At 60.2% G+C, this 24,541-nt stretch carries 27 protein-coding genes; 12 read left to right on the forward strand and 15 right to left on the reverse strand.

Annotated features, from left to right (window positions below; all coding sequences use genetic code 11):
* Nucleotides 1-57 precede the first annotated feature (57 nt).
* Both mmsA and mmsB read left to right on the forward strand, forming a co-directional pair.
* Nucleotides 58-1,599: a multiple monosaccharide ABC transporter ATP-binding protein gene (mmsA, locus tag OX459_RS17575; protein WP_289905976.1), complete on the forward strand. Its 1,542-nt coding sequence runs from the start codon at nucleotides 58-60 to the stop codon at nucleotides 1,597-1,599.
* Nucleotides 1,589-2,803 carry a multiple monosaccharide ABC transporter permease gene (gene mmsB, locus OX459_RS17580; RefSeq protein WP_289905977.1) on the forward strand — a complete coding sequence of 405 codons (1,215 nt, stop codon included), beginning with the start codon at nucleotides 1,589-1,591 and terminating at the stop codon, nucleotides 2,801-2,803. The genes mmsA and mmsB overlap by 11 nt, the downstream gene beginning before the upstream one ends.
* A gap of 48 nt (nucleotides 2,804-2,851) precedes the next feature.
* Here the strand turns inward: mmsB and OX459_RS17585 are convergent, their stop codons facing one another.
* Both OX459_RS17585 and OX459_RS17590 read right to left on the reverse strand, forming a co-directional pair.
* A complete protein-coding gene (locus OX459_RS17585; RefSeq protein WP_289905978.1) occupies nucleotides 2,852-4,483 on the reverse strand; it encodes an NAD(P)/FAD-dependent oxidoreductase in 1,632 nt (543 codons plus the stop codon).
* Nucleotides 4,483-5,994, reverse strand: a complete 1,512-nt coding sequence (locus tag OX459_RS17590) for a polyamine aminopropyltransferase (protein ID WP_289905979.1) — start codon at nucleotides 5,992-5,994, stop codon at nucleotides 4,483-4,485. The genes OX459_RS17585 and OX459_RS17590 overlap by 1 nt, the downstream gene beginning before the upstream one ends.
* Before the next feature lie 60 nt (nucleotides 5,995-6,054).
* On the opposite strand from OX459_RS17590, the gene OX459_RS17595 reads away from it, so the two are divergent.
* The 7 genes from OX459_RS17595 (at nucleotide 6,055) to rsgA (ending at nucleotide 11,480) form a co-directional block, all read left to right on the forward strand.
* Nucleotides 6,055-6,441 carry a DUF350 domain-containing protein gene (locus OX459_RS17595; RefSeq protein ID WP_289905980.1) on the forward strand — a complete coding sequence of 129 codons (387 nt, stop codon included), beginning with the start codon at nucleotides 6,055-6,057 and terminating at the stop codon, nucleotides 6,439-6,441.
* Between the two features lie 27 nt (nucleotides 6,442-6,468).
* On the forward strand, nucleotides 6,469-7,515 hold the full coding sequence (locus OX459_RS17600) for an SPFH domain-containing protein (RefSeq protein ID WP_289905981.1): 1,047 nt from the start codon (nucleotides 6,469-6,471) through the stop codon (nucleotides 7,513-7,515).
* Nucleotides 7,516-7,525: 10 nt separating this feature from the next.
* Nucleotides 7,526-8,989: a DUF4178 domain-containing protein gene (locus OX459_RS17605; RefSeq protein ID WP_289905982.1), complete on the forward strand. Its 1,464-nt coding sequence runs from the start codon at nucleotides 7,526-7,528 to the stop codon at nucleotides 8,987-8,989.
* A complete protein-coding gene (locus OX459_RS17610) occupies nucleotides 8,986-9,156 on the forward strand; it encodes a hypothetical protein (RefSeq protein WP_157814714.1) in 171 nt (56 codons plus the stop codon). Before OX459_RS17605 ends, OX459_RS17610 begins: the two co-directional genes overlap by 4 nt.
* A gap of 2 nt (nucleotides 9,157-9,158) precedes the next feature.
* Nucleotides 9,159-9,530, forward strand: a complete 372-nt coding sequence (gene speD / locus OX459_RS17615; protein WP_289905983.1) for an adenosylmethionine decarboxylase — start codon at nucleotides 9,159-9,161, stop codon at nucleotides 9,528-9,530.
* Between the two features lie 63 nt (nucleotides 9,531-9,593).
* Nucleotides 9,594-10,148 carry a hypothetical protein gene (locus tag OX459_RS17620; RefSeq protein WP_289905984.1) on the forward strand — a complete coding sequence of 185 codons (555 nt, stop codon included), beginning with the start codon at nucleotides 9,594-9,596 and terminating at the stop codon, nucleotides 10,146-10,148.
* A 264-nt stretch (nucleotides 10,149-10,412) separates the two neighbouring features.
* Complete coding sequence (gene rsgA / locus OX459_RS17625; RefSeq protein WP_289905985.1) at nucleotides 10,413-11,480, forward strand: ribosome small subunit-dependent GTPase A; 1,068 nt, start codon at nucleotides 10,413-10,415, stop codon at nucleotides 11,478-11,480.
* A gap of 59 nt (nucleotides 11,481-11,539) precedes the next feature.
* Here the strand turns inward: rsgA and OX459_RS17630 are convergent, their stop codons facing one another.
* The 13 genes from OX459_RS17630 to mnmG all read right to left on the reverse strand — a co-directional run bounded on the left by OX459_RS17630 (nucleotide 11,540) and on the right by mnmG (nucleotide 23,366).
* Complete coding sequence (locus OX459_RS17630; RefSeq protein ID WP_077398374.1) at nucleotides 11,540-11,959, reverse strand: F0F1 ATP synthase subunit epsilon; 420 nt, start codon at nucleotides 11,957-11,959, stop codon at nucleotides 11,540-11,542.
* A gap of 62 nt (nucleotides 11,960-12,021) precedes the next feature.
* A complete protein-coding gene (gene atpD / locus OX459_RS17635; RefSeq protein WP_034752705.1) occupies nucleotides 12,022-13,422 on the reverse strand; it encodes a F0F1 ATP synthase subunit beta in 1,401 nt (466 codons plus the stop codon).
* Between the two features lie 29 nt (nucleotides 13,423-13,451).
* Complete coding sequence (atpG, locus tag OX459_RS17640) at nucleotides 13,452-14,327, reverse strand: F0F1 ATP synthase subunit gamma (protein WP_230540116.1); 876 nt, start codon at nucleotides 14,325-14,327, stop codon at nucleotides 13,452-13,454.
* Between the two features lie 62 nt (nucleotides 14,328-14,389).
* Nucleotides 14,390-15,931, reverse strand: a complete 1,542-nt coding sequence (atpA, locus tag OX459_RS17645; protein ID WP_077398373.1) for a F0F1 ATP synthase subunit alpha — start codon at nucleotides 15,929-15,931, stop codon at nucleotides 14,390-14,392.
* A 78-nt stretch (nucleotides 15,932-16,009) separates the two neighbouring features.
* Nucleotides 16,010-16,555: a F0F1 ATP synthase subunit delta gene (locus tag OX459_RS17650; protein WP_034752699.1), complete on the reverse strand. Its 546-nt coding sequence runs from the start codon at nucleotides 16,553-16,555 to the stop codon at nucleotides 16,010-16,012.
* A gap of 2 nt (nucleotides 16,556-16,557) precedes the next feature.
* Nucleotides 16,558-17,028 carry a F0F1 ATP synthase subunit B gene (locus OX459_RS17655; protein ID WP_034752697.1) on the reverse strand — a complete coding sequence of 157 codons (471 nt, stop codon included), beginning with the start codon at nucleotides 17,026-17,028 and terminating at the stop codon, nucleotides 16,558-16,560.
* A 43-nt stretch (nucleotides 17,029-17,071) separates the two neighbouring features.
* The gene (gene atpE, locus OX459_RS17660; protein ID WP_034752695.1) at nucleotides 17,072-17,350 is read right to left on the reverse strand and encodes a F0F1 ATP synthase subunit C; all 279 of its coding nucleotides are present in this window, start codon (nucleotides 17,348-17,350) and stop codon (nucleotides 17,072-17,074) included.
* 59 nt (nucleotides 17,351-17,409) lie between these two features.
* On the reverse strand, nucleotides 17,410-18,219 hold the full coding sequence (gene atpB, locus OX459_RS17665; RefSeq protein ID WP_046681851.1) for a F0F1 ATP synthase subunit A: 810 nt from the start codon (nucleotides 18,217-18,219) through the stop codon (nucleotides 17,410-17,412).
* A gap of 51 nt (nucleotides 18,220-18,270) precedes the next feature.
* Nucleotides 18,271-18,639: an ATP synthase subunit I gene (locus tag OX459_RS17670; RefSeq protein ID WP_035823464.1), complete on the reverse strand. Its 369-nt coding sequence runs from the start codon at nucleotides 18,637-18,639 to the stop codon at nucleotides 18,271-18,273.
* A gap of 270 nt (nucleotides 18,640-18,909) precedes the next feature.
* The gene (locus OX459_RS17675; RefSeq protein ID WP_289905986.1) at nucleotides 18,910-19,794 is read right to left on the reverse strand and encodes a ParB/RepB/Spo0J family partition protein; all 885 of its coding nucleotides are present in this window, start codon (nucleotides 19,792-19,794) and stop codon (nucleotides 18,910-18,912) included.
* 64 nt (nucleotides 19,795-19,858) lie between these two features.
* Nucleotides 19,859-20,629: an AAA family ATPase gene (locus OX459_RS17680; protein ID WP_034752687.1), complete on the reverse strand. Its 771-nt coding sequence runs from the start codon at nucleotides 20,627-20,629 to the stop codon at nucleotides 19,859-19,861.
* Nucleotides 20,630-20,787: 158 nt separating this feature from the next.
* The gene (gene rsmG / locus OX459_RS17685; RefSeq protein ID WP_289899681.1) at nucleotides 20,788-21,432 is read right to left on the reverse strand and encodes a 16S rRNA (guanine(527)-N(7))-methyltransferase RsmG; all 645 of its coding nucleotides are present in this window, start codon (nucleotides 21,430-21,432) and stop codon (nucleotides 20,788-20,790) included.
* Nucleotides 21,429-23,366: a tRNA uridine-5-carboxymethylaminomethyl(34) synthesis enzyme MnmG gene (gene mnmG / locus OX459_RS17690; RefSeq protein ID WP_251349586.1), complete on the reverse strand. Its 1,938-nt coding sequence runs from the start codon at nucleotides 23,364-23,366 to the stop codon at nucleotides 21,429-21,431. Before mnmG ends, rsmG begins: the two co-directional genes overlap by 4 nt.
* A gap of 317 nt (nucleotides 23,367-23,683) precedes the next feature.
* Between mnmG and sugE the strand changes: the two genes are divergently transcribed.
* The 3 genes from sugE to OX459_RS17705 are packed head-to-tail and all read left to right on the forward strand — an operon-like array spanning nucleotide 23,684 to nucleotide 24,535.
* Entirely contained in the window at nucleotides 23,684-24,004 is a 321-nt protein-coding gene (gene sugE / locus OX459_RS17695; protein WP_289905987.1) for a quaternary ammonium compound efflux SMR transporter SugE, read from the forward strand.
* A 13-nt stretch (nucleotides 24,005-24,017) separates the two neighbouring features.
* On the forward strand, nucleotides 24,018-24,377 hold the full coding sequence (locus OX459_RS17700) for an NADH-quinone oxidoreductase subunit A (protein WP_289905988.1): 360 nt from the start codon (nucleotides 24,018-24,020) through the stop codon (nucleotides 24,375-24,377).
* Entirely contained in the window at nucleotides 24,374-24,535 is a 162-nt protein-coding gene (locus OX459_RS17705; protein ID WP_289905989.1) for a hypothetical protein, read from the forward strand. Before OX459_RS17700 ends, OX459_RS17705 begins: the two co-directional genes overlap by 4 nt.
* Nucleotides 24,536-24,541 lie beyond the last annotated feature (6 nt).

Below are 24,541 nucleotides of genomic sequence, written 5' to 3' on the forward strand. Positions count from 1 at the left end.
AGAACAAGACTGCCGCACGACCGGCGCCGACCAGCGCGGCCGTGCCAGAGAGGTTATATGACGAACACTATCCTGGAAATGCGCGGGATACGCAAAACATTCCCGGGCGTCGTTGCGCTCGACAATGTCAACCTGCGGGTACGCAGCGGCGAAATCCACGCCATCGTCGGCGAAAACGGCGCCGGCAAATCGACCCTGATGAAAGTGCTGAGCGGCGTCTACGGCCATGGCAGCTATACGGGCGACATCGATTACCTGGGCCAGACGCGGCACTTCCGCGGCATCAAGGACAGCGAAGAAATCGGCATCATCATCATCCACCAGGAACTGGCGCTGGTGCCCCAGTTGTCGATCGCCGAGAATATCTTCCTCGGCAACGAGCCGGCCCGCATGGATGTCATCGACTGGGAATACGCGCAAGCGAAGACGCGCGAACTGCTGCACAAAGTCGGCCTGAAAGAGTCCCCGGACACCCTGATCACCAACCTGGGCGTGGGCAAGCAGCAACTGATCGAAATCGCCAAGGCGCTGTGCAAGGACGTCAAGCTGCTGATCCTCGACGAGCCGACGGCCAGCCTGAACGAGAGCGACAGCGCAGCCCTGCTCGACCTGCTGCTGGGCCTGAAAGCCCAGGGCATCGCCTCCATCCTGATCTCGCACAAGCTCAATGAAATTTCCAGAGTCGCCGATGCCATCACGGTGCTGCGCGACGGGAACACGGTCGACAGTTTCGACTGCCGCATGGAGCCAGTCAGCGAAGACCGCATCATCGAAAAAATGGTCGGGCGCGAGATGGCCGACCGCTATCCACCGCGCACGCCCACCATCGGCGAGACCATTTTCGAAGTGCGCGATTGGCGCGTGTTCCATCCCGAGCATGCCGAGCGCCCTGTCATCAAGGGCATCAACATGCACGCCAGGAAGGGCGAGATCATCGGCATCGCCGGCTTGATGGGCTCCGGGCGCACGGAACTGGCGATGAGCATTTTCGGGCGCGCCTACGGACAGCGCATCAGCGGCACGGTGCTGAAGAACGGCCAGGAAATCGACGTCAGCACCATCGGCAAGGCGATCGCGCATGGCCTTGCGTATGTCACGGAAGACCGCAAGGGCCTGGGCCTGATCCTGGAAGAGGACATCCAGAAGAATACCAGCCTGGCCAACCTGGACGCAATTTCGAAGCGCATGGTGATCGACGAGCAGCGTGAATTCAGCGTGGCCGAGGAGTTCCGCCGCAAGCTCAAGACCCGTTGCTCGAGCGTGGCGCAGAAAGTGGTCAACCTGTCCGGCGGCAATCAGCAGAAAGTGGTGCTGGCAAAGTGGCTGTTTTCGCGCCCCGACATCCTGATCCTCGATGAACCGAGCCGCGGTATCGACGTGGGCGCCAAGTACGAGATCTACAGCATCATCAGCGAGCTGGCCGCCGAAGGCAAATGCATCATCATGATTTCGTCGGAAATGCCGGAATTGCTGGGCATGTGCGACCGGATCTATGTCATGAACGAAGGCCGCTTCGCGGCAGAACTGAGCGCAGCAGAAGCATCGCAAGAGCGAATCATGCGCGCGATCGTTACACACGGAGAAAACAATGGACAATAAACTGACAGCGGGAACGGCGGCAGGCGCGCCAGCGGCCGCACCGCAAGCGAAAAGCTATGCCGGCTTTTTGAAGAACAATATGCGCGACTACGGCATGCTGCTCTCCCTGATCGTCATCATGGGCTTTTTCCAGTACATGACCGACGGCACCCTGATGCAGCCGCTGAACCTGACCAACCTGGTGCTGCAAAACAGCTACATCGTCATCATGGCACTGGGCATGCTGATGGTCATCGTGGCCGGCCATATCGATTTGTCCGTCGGCTCGGTGGTCGGCTTCGTCGGTGCGTTGGCGGCCGTCCTGATCGTCAACTACAACATGAACTTTGTCGCCGCCAGCATCATCTGCCTGCTGGCCGGCGCCGTCATCGGCGGCGCGCAAGGCTATTTTGTCGCCTTCTTCAAAATCCCCTCCTTCATCGTCACCCTGGCCGGCATGCTGGTATTCAAGGGCCTGACCCTGGCACTGCTGGCTGGCCAGTCGGTCGGCCCCTTCCCGGAAGGCTTCCAGATGCTCAGCTCGGGCTTCCTGCCCGACCCGTTCGGTGGCGAAAACCTGCGCGGCTTTTCCCTGCTGCTGGGCGTGATCGCCGCAGCGGCGCTGATCATCACCTCGCTGCGCAGCCGCGCCAAGCAACTGAAACACGGCATGGAAAACGAGCCGCGCGCCTTCTTCCTGCTGAAAAACGCCATCTTCGCCGCCGTGATGGTGTATTTCAGCTACCTGCTGGCGTCGTACCGCGGCTTTCCCAACGTGCTGGCCGTGATGTCGCTGCTCATCGTCGCCTACACCTTCATTACCAACCGCACCGTGCTGGGCCGCCGCGTGTATGCGGTGGGCGGCAATGAGAAGGCGGCGCGCCTGTCCGGCATCAAGACGGAACGGGTCAGCTTCTACACCTTCGTCAACATGGGCATGCTGGCCGCGCTGGCCGGTTTGATCTTCGCGGCGCGCCTGAACACGGCCACGCCGAAAGCGGGAACAGGTTTCGAGCTGGACGTGATCGCCGCCTGCTTCATCGGCGGCGCCTCGGCTTCGGGCGGCGTGGGCAAGGTGATGGGCGCCGTCATCGGCGCCTTCATCATGGGCGTGATGAACAACGGCATGTCCATCATGGGCATCGGGATCGACTACCAGCAGGTGATCAAGGGCCTGGTGCTGCTGGCGGCCGTGTTCATCGACGTCATCAACAAGAACAAGTAGACCGGTTCGAGCCTTAGGGGGCTCTGGCCGGCGTTCGCGCCGGCCTTTTTATTTAGCCGCCAGGCGCGCCGCGCGGTCCCCCCACCACGCCGCTTCCTCGAACACGGAAAAGCCCGACAAATCCGCATGCGCAAACAGAATTGCGCCATCGTGCTCGCGCAGCGCCTTCAAGCCCGCATTGCTGCGAAATCCTGGCAACGGTGCCGCCATGGCGTGGCCACGCACGGTGATGTCGACCCGCTCGACGCAGCTGGCAAAGTCGCGCCCATACGCCGTCTTCAAATCGACGCTGGCCAGCGCCAGCAATTGCTCGGGCGTGGCCATATCTAACCACTTGCGCGCTTCCTGCGGCGTGCGGTCGGACAGGGCCACATAGGCGCTGAAGACGGTTTTCTCGGGCGGGCGTACGCGGATGTCCTGGTGCGTGGCGACGACATAGCCGAGGCCCGGCTCCTGGTACACCACGTTGTCCCAGCACAGCGGCGCATGCGGCAATTCGTCGGGAAAGCGTTTCAGTAAAAAATTCGCCACCAGCCACGGCGCATACGCGGGCGTATCGCGTTTGAGGTCGAAGCCATAGCTGGCGATGTCGTTGACCACGCGCGCCGCCACATACAAGGGCATGGCGCAGATGGCCTTGCGCGCCTTGACCAGGTAGATGCGCGGCTGGCCGTCGACCAGTTCCAGGCACAGCGCCTCCACGCCCTGCTCCGTCGTCTGCACGGAAACCACCGTGCCTGCATGACGTTGGACACCCGACGCCTGCTCCATGGCCGTGGCGACCGGTTGCATGCCGCCCGGCCAGGTCAGCCAGGCGCCGTTGCCCGCATTGGCTGCCTGTCCCCAGCGGCTGCAGTAGTAATGCAGGCCGGCCCAGGCCGAGACCTGGTCGTAGCGCGTGCCGTAATCGTCGCGGCAGCAGTAATTCAAATACCAGTGCAGGGTGGGCGAGGTATAGCCTTCGCGCTCCATCCACTGCTTCAAGGTGATGGTGTCGAGCGCCTGCCAGGCCGGGTCTTGCGACGACTCCACGGTAGGGAAAACGAAGACGCGTTTGCCGTCGTTGCCATGCGCCTGGCGCAGGCGCCGCACCTCGGCAAAGAAGCGCTCGTGTTGCGCCAGTTCTTCGGCAGAAACGCCTTCGGTGGGAATGAAGCCATCCTGCCAGTGGCCGTTGAACAGCAGGCGCTCCTCGGGCGCGTGCAGGATGTAACGCTCGTCGTAAGTCGGCTTTTCCGCCATGGGGTCGCGCTGGATGATACCCAGGTCGAACAGGATCTCGCGCACATGGGTCGATTCGGGCGAAGGCAGCGGCAGATAGTGGCCGCCTGTCGGATAGGCCAGGTCGCCGAACTGCCCACCGGCCGCGTTGCCGTACGGCTGGGGACCATCGATCATGAGGAAGTCCTGGTGACCCAGTTTATTCAAGCGCCAGGCGGCTGTCAGGCCGGCGATACCGGAGCCGAGAATCGCCACGTCGGTGGTGACGGTTGCCGAGGGCGCCGGCAGCGCCGTGCGCTCGCGCAGCAGCTTGCGCAAATAATGCCCCTCGCTGCGGCCCGGATACAGCACCTTGGGCGTGATTTCCTGCCAGCGCAGATACGCGGCGATGCTGCCGATGCCAGCGGCGGCCGCTGCCGTGCCGCCGGCGGCCCACAGCATGAAGGAACGGCGCTGCATCAGCGGATCACCCGGTTCCAGTCCTGCTCGAATTCATGCACGAGCGACTGGGTATTCAGGCGATTCGGCGCCATGGGCAACGGCTGCATGTCGGGCGGGAAGATGAACATTTCGCGCGTGGTGTCCGCATTCAGGTAGCGCATGGGCAGGCGATAGCTGGTGGGCGGTTTGTAGTCGAGCTGGGGTGAAGCGAGGATAAATCCCCATTCGCCGAACGAGGGCACGTAGGCGTGATAGGGCCAGGTGCGCATGCCCACTTCGCGCAGGGTCGAATTGATGGTCCAGTAGGCGTGCGGCGCAAAGAACGGCGACGTCGATTGCACCACCATCAAGCCCTTGGCGGCCAGGTGTTTTTTCACCAGGTCGTAGAACGGCACCGAATACAGTTTTCCGAGCGCGAAGCTGGACGGATCGGGGAAATCGACGATTGCCGCGTCGAACATGTCGCCGTTGTTGCGCAGCCAGACGGCGGCATCGGCATTAACGACGGTAACCCGCTTGTCCGAGAACGAATTGTTGTTCAGCTTTGCCAGTTCCGGGCGCGTGGTAAACGCGGCCGTCATGGCGGGGTCGAGGTCGACCACGGTGACGTGTTCGATGTGGGGATAACGCAGAATTTCGCGCAGCGCCAGGCCGTCGCCGCCGCCCAGCACCAGCACGCGGCGCGCCCAGGGCAACGCTTCCAGCACGGGGTGCACCAGCGCTTCGTGATAGCGGTACTCGTCGCGCGAAGAAAACTGCAGGTTGCCGTTGATGTACAGCCGCGTATCGTCCTTCCAGCGCGTGATCACCAGGCGCTGGTAGGGCGTGGTGGTCGAGTACACGATCTGGTCGCCGAACAGGCCGTGCTCGCCCCAGGCCACCATGCGGTCCGACATGGCAAAGCCGGCCACCAGCACCAGCATCACGGCGCAAGCGCGCAGGAAGCGCCCCGTGAGGTTCTTCAGTTCCGCGCGGAACACCCAGATCGTCCACAGGCCCACGCCCACATTGAGCATGCCGAACAGGAAACCCGTGCGCACAAGTCCCAGGTACGGCGACAGCACCAGCGGAAACAGCAGGGAAACGGCCAGCGCGCCCAGGTAATCGAAGGTCAGCACGCGGCTGACCAGCTCAGAAAACTCCGTCTGGCGCGAGTTCAGGGCGCGCATCACCAGCGGCACTTCCATGCCGACCAGTGCGCCGATCAGGAACACCATCACATACAATAAGGTGCGAAATGGCGCGGCCATCCACGAAAAGGTCATGAACAGGATGGCGGCCGACAGGCCGCCGATCAAGCCCACGGCCAGTTCGATGTCGACGAAACGCGAGAGCACGTCGTCGTCGCGTACATATTTTGAAAAGTGAGCACCCACACCCATGGCGAACAAGTAGCAGCCAATGATGGTGGAAAACTGCAGGATGGAGTCGCCGAGCAGGTAGCTGGACATGGCTCCGGCGATCAGCTCATACGCAAGGCCGCAGGAGGCGACCACGAAGACGGACAAAATCAGAATCTTTTTGTTCATAGGGCTTTTTTTTGTTCTAATATGCGTTGACGTTATCAAATACTCATTGTGAGGAATGCCGTGCCCGCCATCCTAAACTATCTGATCCATCTTTTACTGGCCGCCGGGCTGTTGATTGTATTTTTTATCATCTACACGCGCGTCACGCCATATAACGAAGTGCTGCTGATCCGCCAGGGCAATCAGGCCGCGGCCCTGTCGCTGGGCGGCGCCATGCTGGGCTTTTCCGCCACTATCGCCTCGTCCCTGATGCACACGGCCGACTATCAGCAGTTCTTCGCCTGGGCCTTCGGCGCCATGGTGGTGCAATTGCTGGCGTACGTGGTCACCACGCGCCTGCTGCGCATGTCGAAAGACCAGATCGAATCGAACAACAGCGCCTTCGGCGGCCTGCTGGCCGCCATTTCCCTGTCGATCGGCACCATCAACGCCGCTTGCATTTCCTGACGTTTTACCTCATTCAAGGACCCCATCATGAGCCTCGGCAGCTTTATCAAGAAGCAGTTTATCGACGTACTGCAGTGGAACGAAGAGACGGAAGGCGTACTGGCCTGGCGTTTTCCCATGCAGGATTTCGAGATTCAGAACGGCGCCATCCTGAATGTGCGCGAATCGCAAGTGGCCGTCTTCGTCAATGAAGGCAAGATCGCCGACGTCTTCGGTCCCGGCACGCACAAGCTGACGACGCAAACCCTACCGCTGCTGACCAACCTGAAAAACTGGGACAAGCTGTTCGATTCGCCCTTCAAGTCGGACGTATATTACTTCAGCACCCGCGTGCAAACGGGCCGCAAATGGGGCACGCCGCAGCCGATCACCATCCGCGACAAGGATTTCGACATGATCCGCGTGCGCGCCTTCGGCATGTACTCGTACCGCATCGCCGACGCCCGCACCTTCTTCACCGAAATCAGCGGCACGCGCGAAGTGTATACGCGCGACGAAGTAGAAGATCAATTGCGCGGCATTCTGATGTCGAGCATGGCCAGCTCGCTGGGCGGCGCGAATGTCCCCTTCCTCGACATGGCGGCCAACCAGGCGCTGATGGCGCAGGAAGTCAAGGATGGCCTGGCGCAGGCGTTTTCCCGCTACGGCGTGGGCCTCGATGAATTCAACGTGGCCAGCATCAGCCTGCCCGAGGAATTGCAGGCGGCACTCGACGAACGCATCTCGGCCGGCATGAAAGGTGGCCTGGGCGCCGACAAGATGAGCGGCTACACGAAATTCCAGGTGGCCAATGCGATCCCGCTGGCGGCGCAAAACGAAGGCGGCATGGCCGGCATCGGCGCGGGACTGGGCGCCGGGCTGTCGATCGGCCAGGTGATGGCGCAAAGCATGGGCGGTGCGCTACAGCAGCCAGCACCTGCCCCGGCCGCACCGCCTGCGGCGCCACCGGCCCCCGCGGAAGAACCGATCGAGGCGCGCCTGGAAAAGCTCAAAGGCTTGCTCGACAAGGGACTCATCTCGCCGGCCGACTACGACGGCGCCAAGGCTGAACTGCTGAAAAAACTGATCGGCTAAGCGCGACTGCATGCAAACTGTTTCCTGTCCCAGCTGCGGTGCGGAAGTCCGCTTCCGCTCGCACGCTTCCGTGCTCGCCGTATGCGAGTACTGCCACAGCACCATCCTCAAGGACGCCGACTCGGTCAAGGATCTCGGCAAGATGTCAGCCGTCCTCGAGGATTACTCGCCGATCCAGGTCGGCACGGCCGGCGTGCACGATGGCGTGCACTTCACCGTCGTCGGGCGCATCCAGCAGCGCTACAGCGCCGGCACGTGGAACGAGTGGTATCTGCTGTTCGACGACGCCAGCACGGCGTGGCTGGGCGACTCGTCCGGCCTGTACACCCTGACGCGTGAACGCAAGACGCAGGATGCCCTGCCCGCCTTTGCCGAGCTGGCGCCCGGCAAACGCTACACGATCTGCGGCGAGCCGTACACGGCGGCCGAGATCCGCAGCGCCGAATGCATCGCCGGCCAGGGGGAGTTGCCGTTCAAGGTGGGCGCCGGCTGGCGCATCCAGGTGGCGGACTTCCGCAACTACGCCAGCTTTGTCACGCTCGACTACACGGATGGCCCGCAACCCATCGTCTACCAGGGCGTGGCCGTCACCCTGGACAGTTTGAAGTGCCAGCTGCTGCGCGACGACGATACCATCGCCAGGAGCGCTGGCAAGTACCGCGGCAAGCTCGATGCGCTCGACTGCCCGTCCTGCGGCAGCGGCATCCAATATGTGCCCGGCGCTGCAGCGCAGCTGGTGTGTCCCGCCTGCCATGCGCAACTCGACGCCAGCGGTCCGGAAGCGCAGGTGCTGGCCATCGGCAAGCAGGTGCACGACAACGCCGACCTCACCCTGGAGCTGGGCGCCAGCGCGAAGATCAGCAATGTGGATTTCAAGGTGATCGGCATGATGCGCCGCGCCGACGACGAAGGCAGCGAGTGGAACGAATACCTGCTGTATGGCGCGCGCGCCGGCTTCTTCTGGCTGGTGGAAACCGACGATGGCTGGTCGCGCTCGAACGTGCTGCCGAACTGGCCCAACTGGGCCTCATTGGACGCCGATACCTGCACGCTCGATGGCGCCACCTACCGCAAACTGTATGACTACGGCTCGCAGGTCGTGTATGCGGCGGGTGCCTTCAACTGGAAGGTGGCCATCGGCGACAGCACGCGCGTGTTTGAATTCGAGCAGGGACAGACCAAACTGGCGGCGGAGCTCACCGGCGAGGAAATGACCTGGTCGCGCTCCGCGCCCGTCGCCCATGACCAGATCGCCGCCTGGTTCGGCGCCGCCTTCCATGGCGGCGCCAACGTGCAGAATATCCAGCTCAGTCATCGCGGCATCGCCAAGGTCTTCATCGTCATCGTGCTGGTCTTGAATGCGATCCCCATGTTTGTCTCATTCTCCAGCACCCTGATGTGGAGTTTGCTGGGCTGCCTGGCGCTGTTCCTGCCGGCCGCTTTTCTCGACAAGAATGCAAAGAATCCCCCATGAGTAAATACGTGATCTACGCCCTGATGGTGACCTTCAGTGTTACCGCCGCCAACTGGGTGCGCATGTTCAAGGTGGCCGGCAGTAGCAGCGGCAGCAGCTGGAGTTCGCGCACGGGCAGCGGCGGCGGCAGCTATGGCGGCGGCTCCAGCGGCGGCAGCCACAAATAAGCATGGCTGCCACACCGCATCTGCCCTTGGGCACCCATTTGCTGGCCGATCTGTCGGGCATCGCGCCGGAACGCCTGCGCGATGGCGCCGCGCTCGAGCGCCTGCTGCGCGACGCTGCCGTCACGGCCGGTGCCCAGGTGCTGCACAGCCATTTCCACAGCTTTGGCGCCGGCCAGGGCGTCACGGGCGTGGTGCTGCTGGCCGAATCGCACATCTCCATCCACACCTGGCCGGAGTGCGGCTTTGCCGCCGTCGATATCTTCATGTGCGGCGCGGCCCGGCCGCAACTGGCGCTCGACGCCATCAAGGATGCGCTGCAGGCGGCGCACTGCCAGCTGCAATCGGTGCGGCGCGCGCCACCCGGGCATTCCTAGCGCCGCTGGTGGATCGCGGGGGGATCGCTTACACTGTCGGCTCATATCCCAACCGTGACTCCCATGCGCCGTTCCGCCCTCCTTGCCCTGCCCCTGCTGCTGCTGGTTTCAGCCTGCAACGACTACACGGCGCCCAGCCTGTACCAGGCCACCACGCCCGAGTGCAAGACGTGGACGGAGGGTTCACGCTTCGAGCTGCCGCGCGGTATCAGCGTGTATGCCACACCGCCTGTCACCCTGAAGGATGGCGGCACCGAGCTGGCGCTGATTTTTACTCTTCCCATCGGCACGCAAGCCAGCTTCACGCGCCTGTCCTTCCTGCTGGAAGAACCAAAACAGCAGCCCTTCGCCGAAGCCAAGGTGCTGACCATCTACCAGCGCGGCATGAACCGCAAGGCGGAAATCGTCGACGTCATCGAGCAGCTGCCCATCATGTTTTCCGCCGTCGGTTCGAGCGCCGAAACCCAGTGGCGCCTGCGCCTGCAACTGCCGCGCCAGCTGCCGCAGCGCTTTGATTTATCCATGCCCGACATGCTCGTCGCCGGCAAGCGCTACCCGGTGCGCACGTTTACGTACCGCTATTTCCCCGAGCGCAGCGCTTACGGCATGTGCAGCTAATGTTGACGGCGGCGCGCGCCGCTGGCACACTGGCGTTTTCCCTCACACAACAGGAGTAGACAACATGCGCCATTCGGATACTGCCGTGCTGTCGGCTGCCTGATCACGGTCTTTCCCCGCTAAGACTCTTAGCCCGCCATTGCCCATACGCGTGATCGCGTAGCCGACTTCCCTTTCTTTCGTGCCAGTCATAACGACTGGCGGTGCCTGCACGCGCAGGCTTCACGTCCGCACGCGGACGACAGAATTTGGAATCACGCTACCATGATCGCATTCGATTTTGCGCAACTACGCCTTATCGGGCTGCAGCAGGCCATCGCCGGCGCAGCCACCCAACTCGACTTATCGTCCCCTGCCGCACAACTGCTGCGCGTGAGCGCCGTCCACCGCGACAGCCTTCTCGTGCACGACGGCACCCGGGAACACCCGGCACAGGTCCTGCCGCGCCTGTTGCACGAGCTGCTGGCGCAAGACACCGTCCTCACGGTCGGCGACTGGGTCGCCGCCGAACACGATGCTCACGGCGCGCTGTGGATAACGGCGCACTTATCCCCAGTCACGCAAATCGCCCGGCGCGGCAATGACGGCCGGAGGCAAGTGCTCGCCAGCAATGTCGATACCGCCCTGCTGGTGATGGGACTGGACGGGGATTTCAACCCACGCCGGCTGGAACGCTATCTGGCCATCGTGCTGGCGGCCCAGGTCAGCCCCGTGGTGGTGCTGAGCAAGGCCGACGTGGCCGACGACGTGCCGGGCAAGCTGGCGCAGCTCAAACAGCGCCTGCCGTCCCACGTGCCCCTGTTTGCCATCGATACGCGCCATGCGTATGACGTGGCCATCCTGGAACCGTGGCTGGGTGCCGGCCAGACCCTGGTGCTGCTCGGTTCATCGGGCGCCGGCAAGTCCAGTCTGACCAATACCTTGTCTGCGGCGCAGCAGGCCACCAACGGCGTGCGCCATGGCGATGGGCGCGGACGGCATACGACGACGGCGCGCTCGCTGCACCTGTGCCCCAGCGGCGCCTGCATCATCGATACGCCGGGCTTGCGCAGCTGGCAGGCCGACGCCGATGCGCAGACCCTGGCGGCCACATTTGACGACATCGCGGCGCTCGCCTCGACATGCCAGTTCCGCGATTGCCAGCACGCCAGCGAACCAGGCTGCCAGGTGCGCGGCGCCGTCGATGCGGATCGGCTGCGCAATTATCACAAGCTGCTGCGCGACGCCCGGCGCGGCGAGGAGACGCCGCTCGAGCGCATCGCCGCGCGCGCCATGTGGAAGACGATCTTGAAGGCGGGGCAGGAAAGGAGCAGGCAGAAGCGCCAGGAATAGCCGTCAAAGCATAAAAAAAGGCAGCCCGAAGGCTGCCTTTCTTGTTGCTGGCTCGCTGATTACAGCTTGCGCAGCTTCTGGATCGCTGCCAGCTGCGCAATCGCGCTGGCCAGCTCGGCTTGCGCTTGCGCGTAGTCGATGCCCGAATCCTTGTTGTGGATATTTTCTTCCGCCAACTTCTTCGCTTCCAGCGCTTTCGCTTCGTCGAGGTCGTGACCGCGGATCGCGGTATCGGCCAGGACGGTCACGGTGTCCGGTTGCACTTCCAGCAGGCCGCCGGCAACGAAGACGAACTCTTCTTCAGCCTGGCCGACTACCTTGATGCGGACCGCGCCCGGACGGATGCGGGTAATCAAAGGCGTGTGGCGTGGGTAGATACCCAGCTCGCCCTGTTCACCCGGCAACGCGACGAATTCTGCTTCGCCTGAAAAAATCAGTTCTTCAGCGGAAACCACGTCAACGTGAATTGTGTGTGCCATGTGTGTCCTATCGGGTTGAAGAACCCCGCCTTCTAAGGGGCGGGGTTAGGCCCAGACTTAACTTAGTTAAGTTTCTTGGCTTTTTCGATTGCTTCTTCGATCGTGCCGACCATGTAGAACGCTTGTTCCGGCAGGTGATCGAGTTCGCCCGAAGCGATCATTTTGAAGCCCTTGATCGTGTCTTTGAGCGAAACGTATTTACCAGGCGCGCCGGTAAAGACTTCAGCGACGTGGAAAGGCTGCGACAGGAAACGCTGCATCTTACGTGCGCGGGCGACCAGCAGTTTGTCTTCCGGTGCCAGCTCGTCCATACCCAGAATCGCGATAATGTCGCGCAATTCCTTGTAGCGTTGCAGGGTCGTTTGCACGGCACGCGCGGTGTCGTAGTGCTCTTGACCAACGATCAACGGATCCAGCTGACGCGAGGTCGAATCCAGTGGGTCCACGGCTGGGTAGATACCCAGGGAAGCGATGTCACGCGACAGCGCAACGGTCGAATCCAAGTGAGCAAACGTGGTAGCAGGCGACGGATCGGTGTAATCATCGGCTGGAACGTAGACGGCCTGGATCGAGGTGATCGAACCGGTCTTGGTCGACGTGATACGCTCTTGCAGACGGCCCATTTCTTCCGCCAGGGTCGGTTGGTAACCCACAGCCGATGGCATACGGCCCAGCAGTGCCGATACTTCGGTACCGGCCAGCGTGAAGCGGTAGATGTTGTCGACGAAGAACAGAACGTCCTTGCCTTCATCACGGAACGATTCAGCGATCGTCAGGCCGGTCAGCGCAACGCGCAGACGGTTACCTGGCGGTTCATTCATCTGACCGTAGACCATCGCCACTTTGGAGTTCTCTGGGTTTTCCAGATCGACCACTTTCGCGTCAGCCATCTCGTGGTAGAAGTCGTTACCTTCACGGGTACGCTCACCAACGCCGGCAAACACGGACACGCCGCTGTGTGCCTTGGCGATGTTGTTAATCAGTTCCATCATGTTCACGGTCTTGCCTACGCCAGCGCCGCCGAACAGACCCACTTTACCGCCTTTTGCAAACGGGCACACCAGGTCGATCACCTTGATGCCGGTTTCCAGCAGTTCTTGCGATGGCGACAGTTCGTCGTATGCAGGAGCGGTGCGGTGGATCGACGCGATCTGCTCGTGCGACACAGGGCCGCATTCGTCGATCGGGTTGCCCAGCACGTCCATGATGCGACCCAGGGTTGCTTTACCGACTGGCACCATGATTGGTTTGCCGGTGTTCTGGATCATCATGCCGCGACGCAGGCCATCGGACGAGCCGAGTGCAATGGTACGGACAATGCCGTCGCCCAACTGCTGTTGTACTTCCAGGGTCAGTTCCGAGCCTGCCATCTTCAAGGCATCAAATACCTTAGGCATCGCGTTGCGGGGAAACTCAACGTCCACCACAGCGCCGATACACTGAACGATTTTGCCATCAGCCATGTTCGTTCCTTCAATATAGTTAAATTCGTTTAAACCGCAGCCGCACCGGCGACGATTTCGGAGAGTTCTTTGGTAATCGCAGCTTGACGGGTCTTGTTGTAGATCAGCTTCAATTCGCCGATCACACTACCCGCGTTGTCGCTTGCAGCTTTCATCGCGACCATCCGTGCCGATTGCTCGGACGCCAGATTCTCCGCGACTGCCTGGTACACCAGCGCTTCTACATAGCGCTCCAGCAATTCGTCGATCACGCTTTGCGCATCCGGCTCGTAGATGTAATCCCACGAGTGGGCACCCTTGTCGGCGACCATCTTGTCGGCCGTCAGGGGCAGCAATTGCTCCACGACTGGTTCCTGCTTCATCGTGTTGATGAATTTGGTGTAGCACAGGTACACTGCATCGATCTTGCCTGCCTGGAACTCTTCGAGCATGACCTTGACAGGTCCGATCAGTTTGTCCAGGTGGGGCGTATCACCGGTTTGAATGGCGTGCGCAATGATCTTGACGCCGATGCGATTCAAAAAACCCAAACCCTTGTTACCGATGGCAACTGCTTCAATCCGGTTGCCAGCTGCTTCCAGCTCGCGCGACTTCGACGTCACCTGGCGCAGGATATTGGTGTTCATGCCGCCGCACAGACCCTTGTCGGTCGTGACAACGATGAAACCCACTGCCTTCGCTTGCGTACCCTGGGCAGCTGCCAGGAACGGGTGCGTGTATTCCGGATTGGCGGTCGCCAGATTGGCGGCGATATTCCGAATCTTGTCACTGTAGGGACGGGCGGCCCGCATCCGGTCTTGCGCCTTGCGCATTTTGGACGCGGCGACCATTTCCATCGCCTTGGTGATCTTCTTCGTATTCTCTACGCTCTTGATCTTGCCTCGTATCTCTTTGCTTGATGCCATGAGTCCTTACTCCTTCTGCGCGTAGGGCGGCGCCTCACTCGAGGTGGGCGCCGCCTGGCCGCTTAATATGCGCCGGATTTCTTGAAATCAGCAATGGCCGCCGACAGAGTTGCTTCGCTGTCTTTGTCGAGTTGCTTGGTTTCTTCGATCTTGGCCAGCAGAGCAGCTTGCTTGGTCTTCATGTAAGCGTGGACACCAGCTTCGAACGACAGCACTTGCTTGACTGGCACGTCGTCCATGAAGCCTTTGTTCACCGAGAACAGCGATACGGCCATCAGCGAGATCGACAGTGGCGAGTATTGGGCTTGCTTGAGCAATTCCGTTACGCGCGCGCCGCGGTCCAGCTGCTTGCGGGTCGATTCATCCAGATCCGAAGCGAACTGCGCAAACGCGGCCAGTTCACGGTATTGCGCCAAGTCGGTACGGATACCGCCGGACAGGTTTTTGATGACCTTGGTCTGGGCGGCGCCACCGACGCGCGATACGGAAATACCGGCGTTAATTGCAGGACGGATACCGGCGTTGAACAGCGAGGTTTCCAGGAAGATCTGACCGTCGGTAATCGAAATCACGTTGGTTGGAACGAATGCGGACACGTCGCCAGCTTGCGTTTCAATGATCGGCAGTGCCGTCAGGGAACCGGTCTTGCCTTTGACGGCGCCGTCGGTGAACTTCTCGACGTAGTCGGCGTTCACGCGTGCTGCGCGTTCCAGCAGGCGGCTGTGCAGGTAGAACACGTCGCCTGGGTACGCTTCGCGACCTGGTGGACGGCGCAGCAGCAGCGAGATTTGACGGTATGCAACAGCTTGTTTGGACAGATCATCGTAAACGATCAGTGCATCTTCACCGCGGTCACGGAAGTATTCGCCCATGGCGCAACCGGAGTACGGCGAGATGTATTGCATGGCAGCCGATTCCGAAGCGGAAGCGGCGACAACGATGGTGTATTCCATCGCGCCGTGCTGTTCCAGCGAGCGCACGATGTTCTTGATCGACGAGGCTTTTTGGCCAATCGCGACGTAGATACACTTCATGCCCTGGCCTTTTTGATTGATGATCGCATCAATCGCCACAGCCGACTTGCCGGTTTGACGGTCGCCGATGATCAGTTCGCGCTGGCCGCGGCCAACTGGAACCATCGCATCGATCGACTTCAGGCCGGTTTGCATTGGTTGCGACACGGACTCGCGGGCGATCACGCCCGGGGCAATTTTTTCAATCGCGGCCGTCAGTTTGGTGTCGATGGCGCCTTTGCCGTCGATCGGCTGACCCAGCGCGTTGACAACGCGGCCGAGCAGCTCAGGACCGACTGGCACTTCCAGAATGCGGCCGGTGCATTTCACCGTGTCGCCTTCGGAGATGTGCTCGTAGGCACCCAGAATCACGGAACCGACGGAGTCGCGTTCCAGATTCATGGCCAGGCCAAACGTGTTGCCTGGGAATTCCAGCATCTCGCCTTGCATCACGTCCGACAAACCGTGGATGCGGCAGATACCGTCGGCGACGGAAATAACCGTGCCTTGATTACGCACTTCAGCGCCGCCGTCAAGACCTTGGATCCGGCTCTTGATCAACTCGCTGATTTCAGATGGGTTGAGTTGCATACTAACTCCTAAAAGTGTTTCTCTCAGCTTGCGCGAGGGGTAAGGGTCTGTCTAAGCTGGCCTGCCGAAGCGCGTGTCTTACGACACCAGTGCAGCGTGCAGTTGCTGCAGCTTGGCGCGCACCGAGGTGTCGAGCACTTGGTCGCCAACAACCACGCGCACGCCGCCGAGCAGCGATGGATCCACTGTGACGGCAGGGTTGAGCTTACGACTGAATTTCTTTTCCAGCGTTGCGACCAGCTCGGCCGTTTGGCCTTCGCTCAGATCGAAAGCGCTCGTGATCTCGGCGTCAGCCGCACCTTCCAGGCCATTTTTCAAGGCATGGAATTGCGCGCCGATTTCCGGCAGCAGGCTGATGCGGCCATTTTCGATCAACATCGTGACGAAGTTTTTCACTTCCTCATTGAGCGGCGATTTCAACAACGACAGGATGGTGGCGGCGACGTCGCTTTCCGAAACTTTCGGATTGCGCGCGTACGCCTGTACCTCGGGGTGGCTACCGATCTGTGCCAGTTCGGACACCAGTTCGGACCACGCCGCGAGGTTGCTTGACTCCTTACCAGCTTGGGCTACGCGGAACAAAGCTTCCGCGTAGGGACGGGCGACGGTTGCGAGTTCTGCCATGATTACAGCTCGACAGCAAGACGCTGCAACATTTCGGCGTGAGCCGTAGCGTTTACTTCACGCTTCAAGATCTGCTCGGCACCCTTGACAGCCAGGTCAGCCACCTGAGCGCGCAATTGTTCGCGTGCTTTCGACAGTTGCTGTTCGGCGTCCGACTGGGCTTGCGCAATGATACGCGCAGCTTCAGCTTGTGCATTTTGCTTGATCTCTTCAGCAACCAGCTGCGCGCGCTTTTCAGCGTCCGCAACGCGTTGCGACGCTTCTTCACGTGCACTGTTCAATGCCTCTTGCGCACGCTTTTCAGCGACTGCCATCGAAGCCTGACCTTGATCGGCCGCAGCCAATCCATCCGCGATTCGTTTGGCACGCTCATCCAGCGCGTTGTTCAGCGCTGGAAATACGAACTTCATCGAGAACCAGACCAACACCGCGAAGGTGATCATCTGGCCGATGAGCGACATATTGATGTCCATACCTTTGCTCCTAACTAAAAGTTTCTCCTAGGGTTGGAGCGAATTACTGAGCAACAGCCGTCAGAGCGGACAGGAACGGGTTAGCGAACGTGTACAGCAGAGCAACACCAACGCCGATCATCGAGATAGCATCCAGCAGACCAGCGATAACGAACAGTTTGGTTTGCAGTTGTGGCATCAGTTCTGGTTGACGTGCCGAAGCTTCCAGGAATTTGCCACCCAAGATAGCGAAGCCCAGAGCGGTGCCGATTGCGGCCAGGCCGATGATGATTGCTGCTGCCAGAACGGTCATGCTTTGTACTTGTGCGATCAGAGCTTGCATAAAATTCTCCTAAATTTAAAAACGAAAGATACTAAAAAAACAAAATATAAAGTTAATGATTAATGTTTCTCAACCGCAAGGCTCAGATACACAACCGTCAACGCCATAAACACAAAAGCTTGCAAAGTTACAATCAAGATATGGAAAATTGCCCATGGACCACCCAACGCCCACTGTGCCCACCAAGGCAACAACGCGATCAAGATGAAAATCAGTTCGCCGGCATACATATTGCCGAACAGTCGCAGCGACAGGGAGATCAGTTTTGCAACCAGCTCAACCATTTGCAGCAGGAAATTGACAGGTGCCAGGGCGATCGTGCCGATCAGGCCGCTCGCATGGAACGGTGCCGTGAACAGTTCCTTGATCCAGCCGCCCAGGCCCTTGGCCTTGATCGAGAAAGCGATCACGCACAGCACGACCGACAGCGACATGGCGAAGGTGTGGTTGACGTCGGCGGTCGGCACGGCGCGCAGTTTATGCACGCCAAACCAGCTCAGGATCTTCGGCAACAGGTCAACCGGCAGGAAGTCCATCGCGTTGAGCAACCAGACCCACACAAAAATAGTGATGGCCAGCGGCGCGATGACCTTGCTTTTCGCGTGGAAGGCCCCATTAATAGTGTCATTGACGATTTCCATGACCATTTCGACGAAGTTTTGCAACTTGCCAGGGACACCAGCCGTCGCGCGGCGCGACGCCATATAGAAAACAGCCAGGAAAACAAAGCCCAGAATGGCCGAAATCCAGAACGTATCCAGATTGATCATGCCGTCGGCACTTCTCAGGTGGGCCAGATGGTGACTGATGTATTCTGTGGCGTTGGCCGGGGCAGCATGGCCCGCTTCAATAGCGTGTTCTGTGGTCATAATGAATTTAGATTTGTCGTTTCAGAGCTCAACAGGCCCCAAAACCAATGATTAAACAGCGAGCAATGAAAACCAGTATGCTAAGGTTGCCACCGCGAAACCCAAGATCAGCCATAACCAGGCGGCCGACTGAAACAACACCAGTGCCAATATAAACAGCACCGCTGTGATAAATATTTTCACCACTTCTGCGCGCAAATGCGCCCGGAATGCCTTATTGGCGTCGCTAGAACCGCGAACCACCAACAGGGCATACACCAGGCTACCGATGACTGCGATAGCGCCGCCGTATGCGGCGGACCAGCCTCTGACATTGCCACCGAAAAACAGGGTGACCGTGGCAAAGCTGATAGCGATTGCTAGCTGCAATGCAACTACTTTGTAGACTGGCTTGGCAATACTTTGTTGTGAATCACTCAATTGCCAAGTTCCCAGAAAAATCTACACACGCAAAGACACGGGATTATAGTTGGCTTTGATCTATAGAGTCAAACGTTGCTGCACCGCAGCAGGGCAATTGCTGCGTGAAACTGACGCTTTACCGACTATTCGCCGCCTTTTGCACCACTATATGGCAAAGTCGCTTGTCTGGCCGCTTCCAGCCGTGTTATCAAGGAATCACGTGGTGCATCTGGAAAGCATGGCCGGATCGTCCACATCCGCATGGCCCCTGTCTTTGCAGCTTGCTATTTAACCACGCAAGCGGGTCAACAAACCATCGAGCACGTCAAGATCGGCAAAATCGATCACCAATTGGCCACGGCCTTTATTCCCCATCTTGAACACCACGGGCGTGGCCAGCGCATCGGACAACTCTTCTTCCAGGCGCGCGATGTCGCCGGACTTTTCCTTCTGCCGCGGCTCGACCGGGTTGGCCGCTTCCTCGACCGTGCGTGTGACGAGCTTTTCCGTTTCACGCACGGACAGGCGCTTGGCCACGACCTGGTTCGCCAGAGTGATCTGGCTGGCCGCATCGACGGCCAGCAGCGCGCGCGCATGGCCCATGTCGATATCGCCGGCCATCAGCATGGTCTGCACTGGATTGGCCAGGTTCATCAAACGCAACAGGTTCGACACGGCGCTGCGCGAGCGTCCCAGCGCAGTGGCCGCTTGCTCATGCGTAAAACTGAAGTCGGCGATCAGGCGGTGGATGCCCTGCGCCTCTTCCAGCGGATTCAAGTCTTCGCGCTGGATATTCTCGATCAGCGCCATGGCGGCGGCGGCCAGATCGTCCACGTCGCGCACCAGCACCGGCACTTCCGTCAGGCCCGCCAGCTGCGAGGCGCGGAAACGGCGTTCTCCAGCGATGATTTCATATTTGATAACGCCGCTTAAGGTGTCTTGCCCGATCGGCCGCACCAGGATCGGCTGCATCAGCCCCTGCGCCTTGATCGAGGCGGCCAGTTCATTCAGGGCCCCCTCGTCCATGCGCGTGCGCGGCTGGTATTTGCCCGCTTGCATTTGCGACACGGGCAAGTTCGACGGTTGATTCGTGTCCGGACTGGCAAAGTCGCCGCCGCCGCCCAACAGGGCGTCGAGTCCGCGACCCAGTCCTTTTAATTTTTTCGTAGCCATGCTGTCCTAATCGTGTTTTCAGAGTAAGCGCTTACATCACAATATGCAGGCGCTCGCCCCTTGTTTACATATGTTTGATGCGTTCGACCATCTCGGCGCCGAAGGCGATATACGCCTGCGCACCTTTCGAGCTGGGGTCGAAGGTCACGCCGGGCAAGCCGTACGATGGCGCTTCGGCCAGGCGGACATTGCGCGGGATGATGGTATTGAATACCTTGTCGCCGAAGTGCTGTTCCAGCTGCGCCGACACTTGTTGCGATAATGTCATGCGTGGATCGAACATCACGCGCAGCAAGCCGATGATCTTCAAATCCGGGTTCAGGTTGGCGTGCACCTTCTTGATGGTGTTGACCAGGTCGGACAAACCTTCCAGCGCGTAGTACTCGCACTGCATCGGGATGATCACGCCATGCGCGGCGCACAGGCCGTTCAAGGTCAGCATCGATAATGCCGGTGGGCAATCTACTAATATGAAGTCGTATTCGCCGTCCACTTCGGCCAGCGCATCCTTCAGGCGGCGTTCGCGGTTGTCCAGTTCGACCATCTCCACTTCCGCGCCGGCCAGCTCGCGGTTCGACGGCAAGACATCGAAGCGCCCCGCTTCCGAACGCTGGCGTGCCGTCTTGACATCGGACTCGCCCAGCATCACTTCATAGGTCGACGCCTTCAGGCCGGCCTTGTTGATGCCGGCGCCCATGGTTGCATTGCCCTGTGGGTCGAGGTCGACCAGCAGCACGCGCTGGTTCAACTTGGCCAGACCGGCGGAGAGGTTGACACTTGTTGTGGTTTTACCAACACCACCCTTTTGATTTGCTACACAAAAAATTTTGGCCATGTATCTTCTAGTTGTAAAGAGATGCAAACTTCATCGTGCGCCCCGGCATCCGGCCGAAACGATTTATATTATTTATTTCGTTTATACGATATAAATCATTTATATCGTTTATACCGTATAAACTATTTATATGATTTATACCGTTTAATTTCCGGCTTTTAAATTCTTGCTATAAAGACCAGATGACGCTCTGCATTTAGCCCTGGCACCTGGATAGGCCGCAATTCCGTCACTTGCCAGTCTGCCGGCAGTCTCTCGCGCTCGTCTGGTGGTGCCACTCCTTTCAAGGCGATGAATTGCCCGCCCTCGGCCAGCACGTGGTTCGACCAGTTGACGAAGTCGGACAGGTCGGCAAAGGCGCGCGAGGTGATCACGTCGAATTTCTGCTGCACTTCCAGCTGCTCCACGCGTTTCGTGTACACGGTCACGTTGGCGAGGCCCAGTTCGGCCTTCACTTGCGTCAGGAATGCCGTCTTTTTATGCACCGTGTCGATCATCGACACCTTCACATCGGGCCGCGCGATGGCCAGCACCATACCCGGCAAGCCGCCGCCGGCGCCCACGTCGAGCACGTTTTTCGCCTGCGCGAACGCCGGCACGGCGGCCAGCGAATCGAGCACGTGCAGGGTCAGCATCTGCAGCGGATCGCGCACCGACGTCAGGTTGTACACGCTGTTCCATTTGGCCAGCAAGGCCAGGTAATCGAGCAGTTTTTCCGTCTGATCCGCGCTCAGGTCCAGCCCCAGCGCGGCGATGCCTTCATTCAAAATCTGGGCCAATGCGGCCCGGTCAAACTGCTTCATTCAACAACCTCGTCCTTTAAAGTGGTGGTCTGCGCGGCACCGAAGCCGCGCTTTTTCAGGTGAACCAGCAGCAGCGAAATCGCCGCCGGCGTCACGCCAGAAATGCGCGAAGCCTGGCCCAGGGTTTCCGGGCGCTGCTTGTCGAGTTTTTGCCGCACTTCGACGGACAGCGCGCCGATGTCCAGGTAATTGAAACCCTCTGGCAAAGCCAGGTTTTCATAGTGTTCGTGACGCTCGATTTCCTTGCTCTGGCGCTCGATGTAGCCCGCATATTTGAGCTGGATTTCCACCTGCTCGCGCACGGCCGCGTCTTCCACGCCGGGGCCGGCCAGGGCCTGGCCTTCGATGCCCGTCATGCTCATCAAGGTGTCGTAGGCGACGTTCGGGCGGCGCAGCAAGTCCGCCAGCGAGTATTCGCGCTCGATGGCCTGGCCGACGATGCGTTCCGATTCGGCGGCTGCCAGGATGCGCGGGTTGACCCACGTGGAACGCAGGCGCTCGAGTTCGCGCGCCACCGCTTCGCGCTTCGTTTCAAACGCCTGCCACTGGGCGTCGCCCACGCAGCCCAGGGCGCGCCCGATTTCCGTCAGGCGCATGTCGGCATTGTCTTCGCGCAGGCTCAAACGGTACTCGGCGCGGCTGGTGAACATGCGGTACGGTTCCTGCACGCCCTGCGTGATCAGATCGTCGACCAGCACGCCCAGATAGGCCTCGGAGCGGCCCGGTACCCAGGCTTCCTTGTCCTGCGTCAGCAAGGCCGCATTCAGGCCCGCCAGCATGCCTTGCGCGGCAGCTTCCTCGTAGCCCGTGGTGCCGTTGATCTGGCCGGCAAAGAACAGGCCGGCGACGGCCTTCGTTTCCAGCGAGGCCTTCAAGCCGCGCGGGTCGAAATAATCGTATTCGATGGCATAGCCGGGACGCAGGATGTGCGCGTTTTCCATGCCCTTCATCGATTGCACCAGGGCGATCTGCACGTCGAACGGCAAGCTCGTCGAGATGCCGTTCGGATAGAACTCATGCGTCGTCAAGCCTTCCGGCTCAAGGAAGATCTGGTGCGATTCCTTGCCCGAGAAACGGTGGATCTTGTCTTCGATCGAGGGGCAATAGCGGGGCCCCACGCCTTCGATCACGCCCGTATACATGGGGCTGCGGTCCAGGCCGGCGCGGATGATGTCGTGCGTCTGGCTATTCGTGTGCGTGACCCAGCACGGCACCTGGCGCGGGTGCATGGCCGTATTGCCCATGACGGAAAAGACGGGCACGGGATCGAGGTCGCCCGGCTGCTCTTGCATCACGGAGAAGTCGATCGTGCGGCCATCGATGCGCGGCGGCGTGCCCGTTTTCAGGCGCCCCTGCGGCAGTTTCAGCTCTTTCAGGCGGGCGGACAGCGAGATGGCGGGCGGGTCGCCGGCGCGGCCGGCCGAGTAGTTATTCAAGCCCACGTGGATCTTGCCATCGAGGAAGGTTCCAGCCGTCAGCACGACGGCGCGCGCGAGAAACTTCAAGCCGATCTGCGTCACGGCGCCGACGACGCGGTCGCCTTCGACGATCAAATCATCGACGGCTTGCTGGAACAGCCACAGGTTAGTCTGGTTTTCCAGGCGCGTACGGATGGCGGCCTTGTAGAGAATACGGTCGGCCTGGGCGCGCGTGGCGCGGACTGCCGGGCCTTTCGAGGAATTCAGGATGCGGAATTGGATGCCGGACTCGTCGGTGGCGATCGCCATCGCGCCGCCCATGGCGTCGACTTCCTTGACCAGGTGGCCCTTGCCGATGCCACCGATGGAAGGGTTGCACGACATCTGGCCCAGTGTCTCAATATTATGCGTGAGCAATAGCGTCTTCTGCCCCATGCGGGCGGAAGCGAGGGCCGCCTCGGTACCGGCGTGACCACCACCGACAACGATGACGTCGAATTCTGTAGGAAATAACATGATAAATAGGTAACAGTGCAAGTAAAAATGCGGGATGAGAGCTCCGATTATAGAGTCTTTTTGCAAGCGCAACCTTGCGCAGCGCATTTTTTGCTTAATTTTTACTCAGCAGGGGCAAGCCAACGACGATTTCTGTTTCACGTGGAACACGCAACGTGGTCAGGCAGAGGGCTGCGGTGCCGTGAAATGTTTGCTACAATTGCCGCATCGTCCGTCAACGTGACCACGCCAGTGGCCAGCGGGACGATCATCCAGGAGGACGGCCTCCCCCATCATGGGAACACACCGGGACGGCCCGCTCTGTATAAGGAGCCGCCATGGCCTGGATACTATTACTCATTGCCGGCATGTTTGAAGTCGTGTGGGCATACTCGATGAAACTCTCCGAGGGTTTCACCAAACTCACCCCCTCCGTCATTACCATCGTCATGATGATCGCCAGCTTCGGCTTGCTGTCGCTGGCCATGCGCACCCTGCCCCTGGGCACGGCCTACACGATCTGGACCGGTATCGGCGCCGTCGGCGCCTTCATCGTCGGCATCGTCTTTCTGGACGAGCAAGTCAACACCATGCGCGTATGCGCCGCCGTCCTCATCGTGTGCGGCATCGTGCTGATGAAACTGTCGTCCAGCCACTGAGAGAGGAATTCCCATGCTCCTCGAAAACTATTTTCCCGTCCTGCTGTTCATTCTGATCGGCATCCTAGTCGGCATCGTGCCCATGCTGCTGGGCCGCGCGCTGGGGCCGCACAAGCCGGACCCGCAAAAACTGTCGCCGTACGAATGCGGCTTCGAAGCGTTCGGCGACGCGCGCATGAAATTCGACATCCGCTTCTATCTGGTGGCCATCCTGTTCATCCTGTTCGATATCGAGGTGATCTTCCTGATGCCATGGGCGGCCAACGTCAATGAACTGGGCTTGCATGGTTTCTGGGCCGTCATGGGTTTCCTGGGCGTACTGACCATCGGCCTGGCCTATGAATGGAAACGCGGTGCGCTGGAGTGGGAATGAGCAAGCTGCTGTTGCTCAACCTGCTGATGGGCGCAGGCCTGGCCTATGCGGCCGTGCGCGAGTATCGGCAAGACGCCCGCACGTTCCGCGTGCTGGCGGCCGTTTCCAGCCTGTCGCTGCTCGTGAGCCTGGGGCTGGCCAGCCAGCTGCAACACTAAACGGTT

Origin of the sequence: Janthinobacterium sp. SUN026 (assembly GCF_030397625.1) — a bacterium.
Classification (GTDB): Bacteria; Pseudomonadota; Gammaproteobacteria; order Burkholderiales; family Burkholderiaceae_D; genus Janthinobacterium; species Janthinobacterium kumbetense.

What these genes read in the sequence shown, in the direction of transcription:
- mmsA (WP_289905976.1), top strand. Translation starts at nt 58, where the DNA reads ATGACGAACACTATCCTGGAAATGCGCGGGATACGCAAAACATTCCCG.
- mmsB (WP_289905977.1), top strand. Translation starts at nt 1,589, where the DNA reads ATGGACAATAAACTGACAGCGGGAACGGCGGCAGGCGCGCCAGCGGCC.
- OX459_RS17585 (WP_289905978.1), bottom strand. Translation starts at nt 4,483, where the DNA reads ATGCAGCGCCGTTCCTTCATGCTGTGGGCCGCCGGCGGCACGGCAGCG.
- OX459_RS17590 (WP_289905979.1), bottom strand. Translation starts at nt 5,994, where the DNA reads ATGAACAAAAAGATTCTGATTTTGTCCGTCTTCGTGGTCGCCTCCTGC.
- OX459_RS17600 (WP_289905981.1), top strand. Translation starts at nt 6,469, where the DNA reads ATGAGCCTCGGCAGCTTTATCAAGAAGCAGTTTATCGACGTACTGCAG.
- OX459_RS17605 (WP_289905982.1), top strand. Translation starts at nt 7,526, where the DNA reads ATGCAAACTGTTTCCTGTCCCAGCTGCGGTGCGGAAGTCCGCTTCCGC.
- OX459_RS17610 (WP_157814714.1), top strand. Translation starts at nt 8,986, where the DNA reads ATGAGTAAATACGTGATCTACGCCCTGATGGTGACCTTCAGTGTTACC.
- speD (WP_289905983.1), top strand. Translation starts at nt 9,159, where the DNA reads ATGGCTGCCACACCGCATCTGCCCTTGGGCACCCATTTGCTGGCCGAT.
- OX459_RS17620 (WP_289905984.1), top strand. Translation starts at nt 9,594, where the DNA reads ATGCGCCGTTCCGCCCTCCTTGCCCTGCCCCTGCTGCTGCTGGTTTCA.
- rsgA (WP_289905985.1), top strand. Translation starts at nt 10,413, where the DNA reads ATGATCGCATTCGATTTTGCGCAACTACGCCTTATCGGGCTGCAGCAG.
- OX459_RS17630 (WP_077398374.1), bottom strand. Translation starts at nt 11,959, where the DNA reads ATGGCACACACAATTCACGTTGACGTGGTTTCCGCTGAAGAACTGATT.
- atpD (WP_034752705.1), bottom strand. Translation starts at nt 13,422, where the DNA reads ATGGCTGATGGCAAAATCGTTCAGTGTATCGGCGCTGTGGTGGACGTT.
- atpG (WP_230540116.1), bottom strand. Translation starts at nt 14,327, where the DNA reads ATGGCATCAAGCAAAGAGATACGAGGCAAGATCAAGAGCGTAGAGAAT.
- atpA (WP_077398373.1), bottom strand. Translation starts at nt 15,931, where the DNA reads ATGCAACTCAACCCATCTGAAATCAGCGAGTTGATCAAGAGCCGGATC.
- OX459_RS17650 (WP_034752699.1), bottom strand. Translation starts at nt 16,555, where the DNA reads ATGGCAGAACTCGCAACCGTCGCCCGTCCCTACGCGGAAGCTTTGTTC.
- OX459_RS17655 (WP_034752697.1), bottom strand. Translation starts at nt 17,028, where the DNA reads ATGGACATCAATATGTCGCTCATCGGCCAGATGATCACCTTCGCGGTG.
- atpE (WP_034752695.1), bottom strand. Translation starts at nt 17,350, where the DNA reads ATGCAAGCTCTGATCGCACAAGTACAAAGCATGACCGTTCTGGCAGCA.
- atpB (WP_046681851.1), bottom strand. Translation starts at nt 18,219, where the DNA reads ATGACCACAGAACACGCTATTGAAGCGGGCCATGCTGCCCCGGCCAAC.
- OX459_RS17675 (WP_289905986.1), bottom strand. Translation starts at nt 19,794, where the DNA reads ATGGCTACGAAAAAATTAAAAGGACTGGGTCGCGGACTCGACGCCCTG.
- OX459_RS17680 (WP_034752687.1), bottom strand. Translation starts at nt 20,629, where the DNA reads ATGGCCAAAATTTTTTGTGTAGCAAATCAAAAGGGTGGTGTTGGTAAA.
- rsmG (WP_289899681.1), bottom strand. Translation starts at nt 21,432, where the DNA reads ATGAAGCAGTTTGACCGGGCCGCATTGGCCCAGATTTTGAATGAAGGC.
- mnmG (WP_251349586.1), bottom strand. Translation starts at nt 23,366, where the DNA reads ATGTTATTTCCTACAGAATTCGACGTCATCGTTGTCGGTGGTGGTCAC.
- sugE (WP_289905987.1), top strand. Translation starts at nt 23,684, where the DNA reads ATGGCCTGGATACTATTACTCATTGCCGGCATGTTTGAAGTCGTGTGG.
- OX459_RS17700 (WP_289905988.1), top strand. Translation starts at nt 24,018, where the DNA reads ATGCTCCTCGAAAACTATTTTCCCGTCCTGCTGTTCATTCTGATCGGC.
- OX459_RS17705 (WP_289905989.1), top strand. Translation starts at nt 24,374, where the DNA reads ATGAGCAAGCTGCTGTTGCTCAACCTGCTGATGGGCGCAGGCCTGGCC.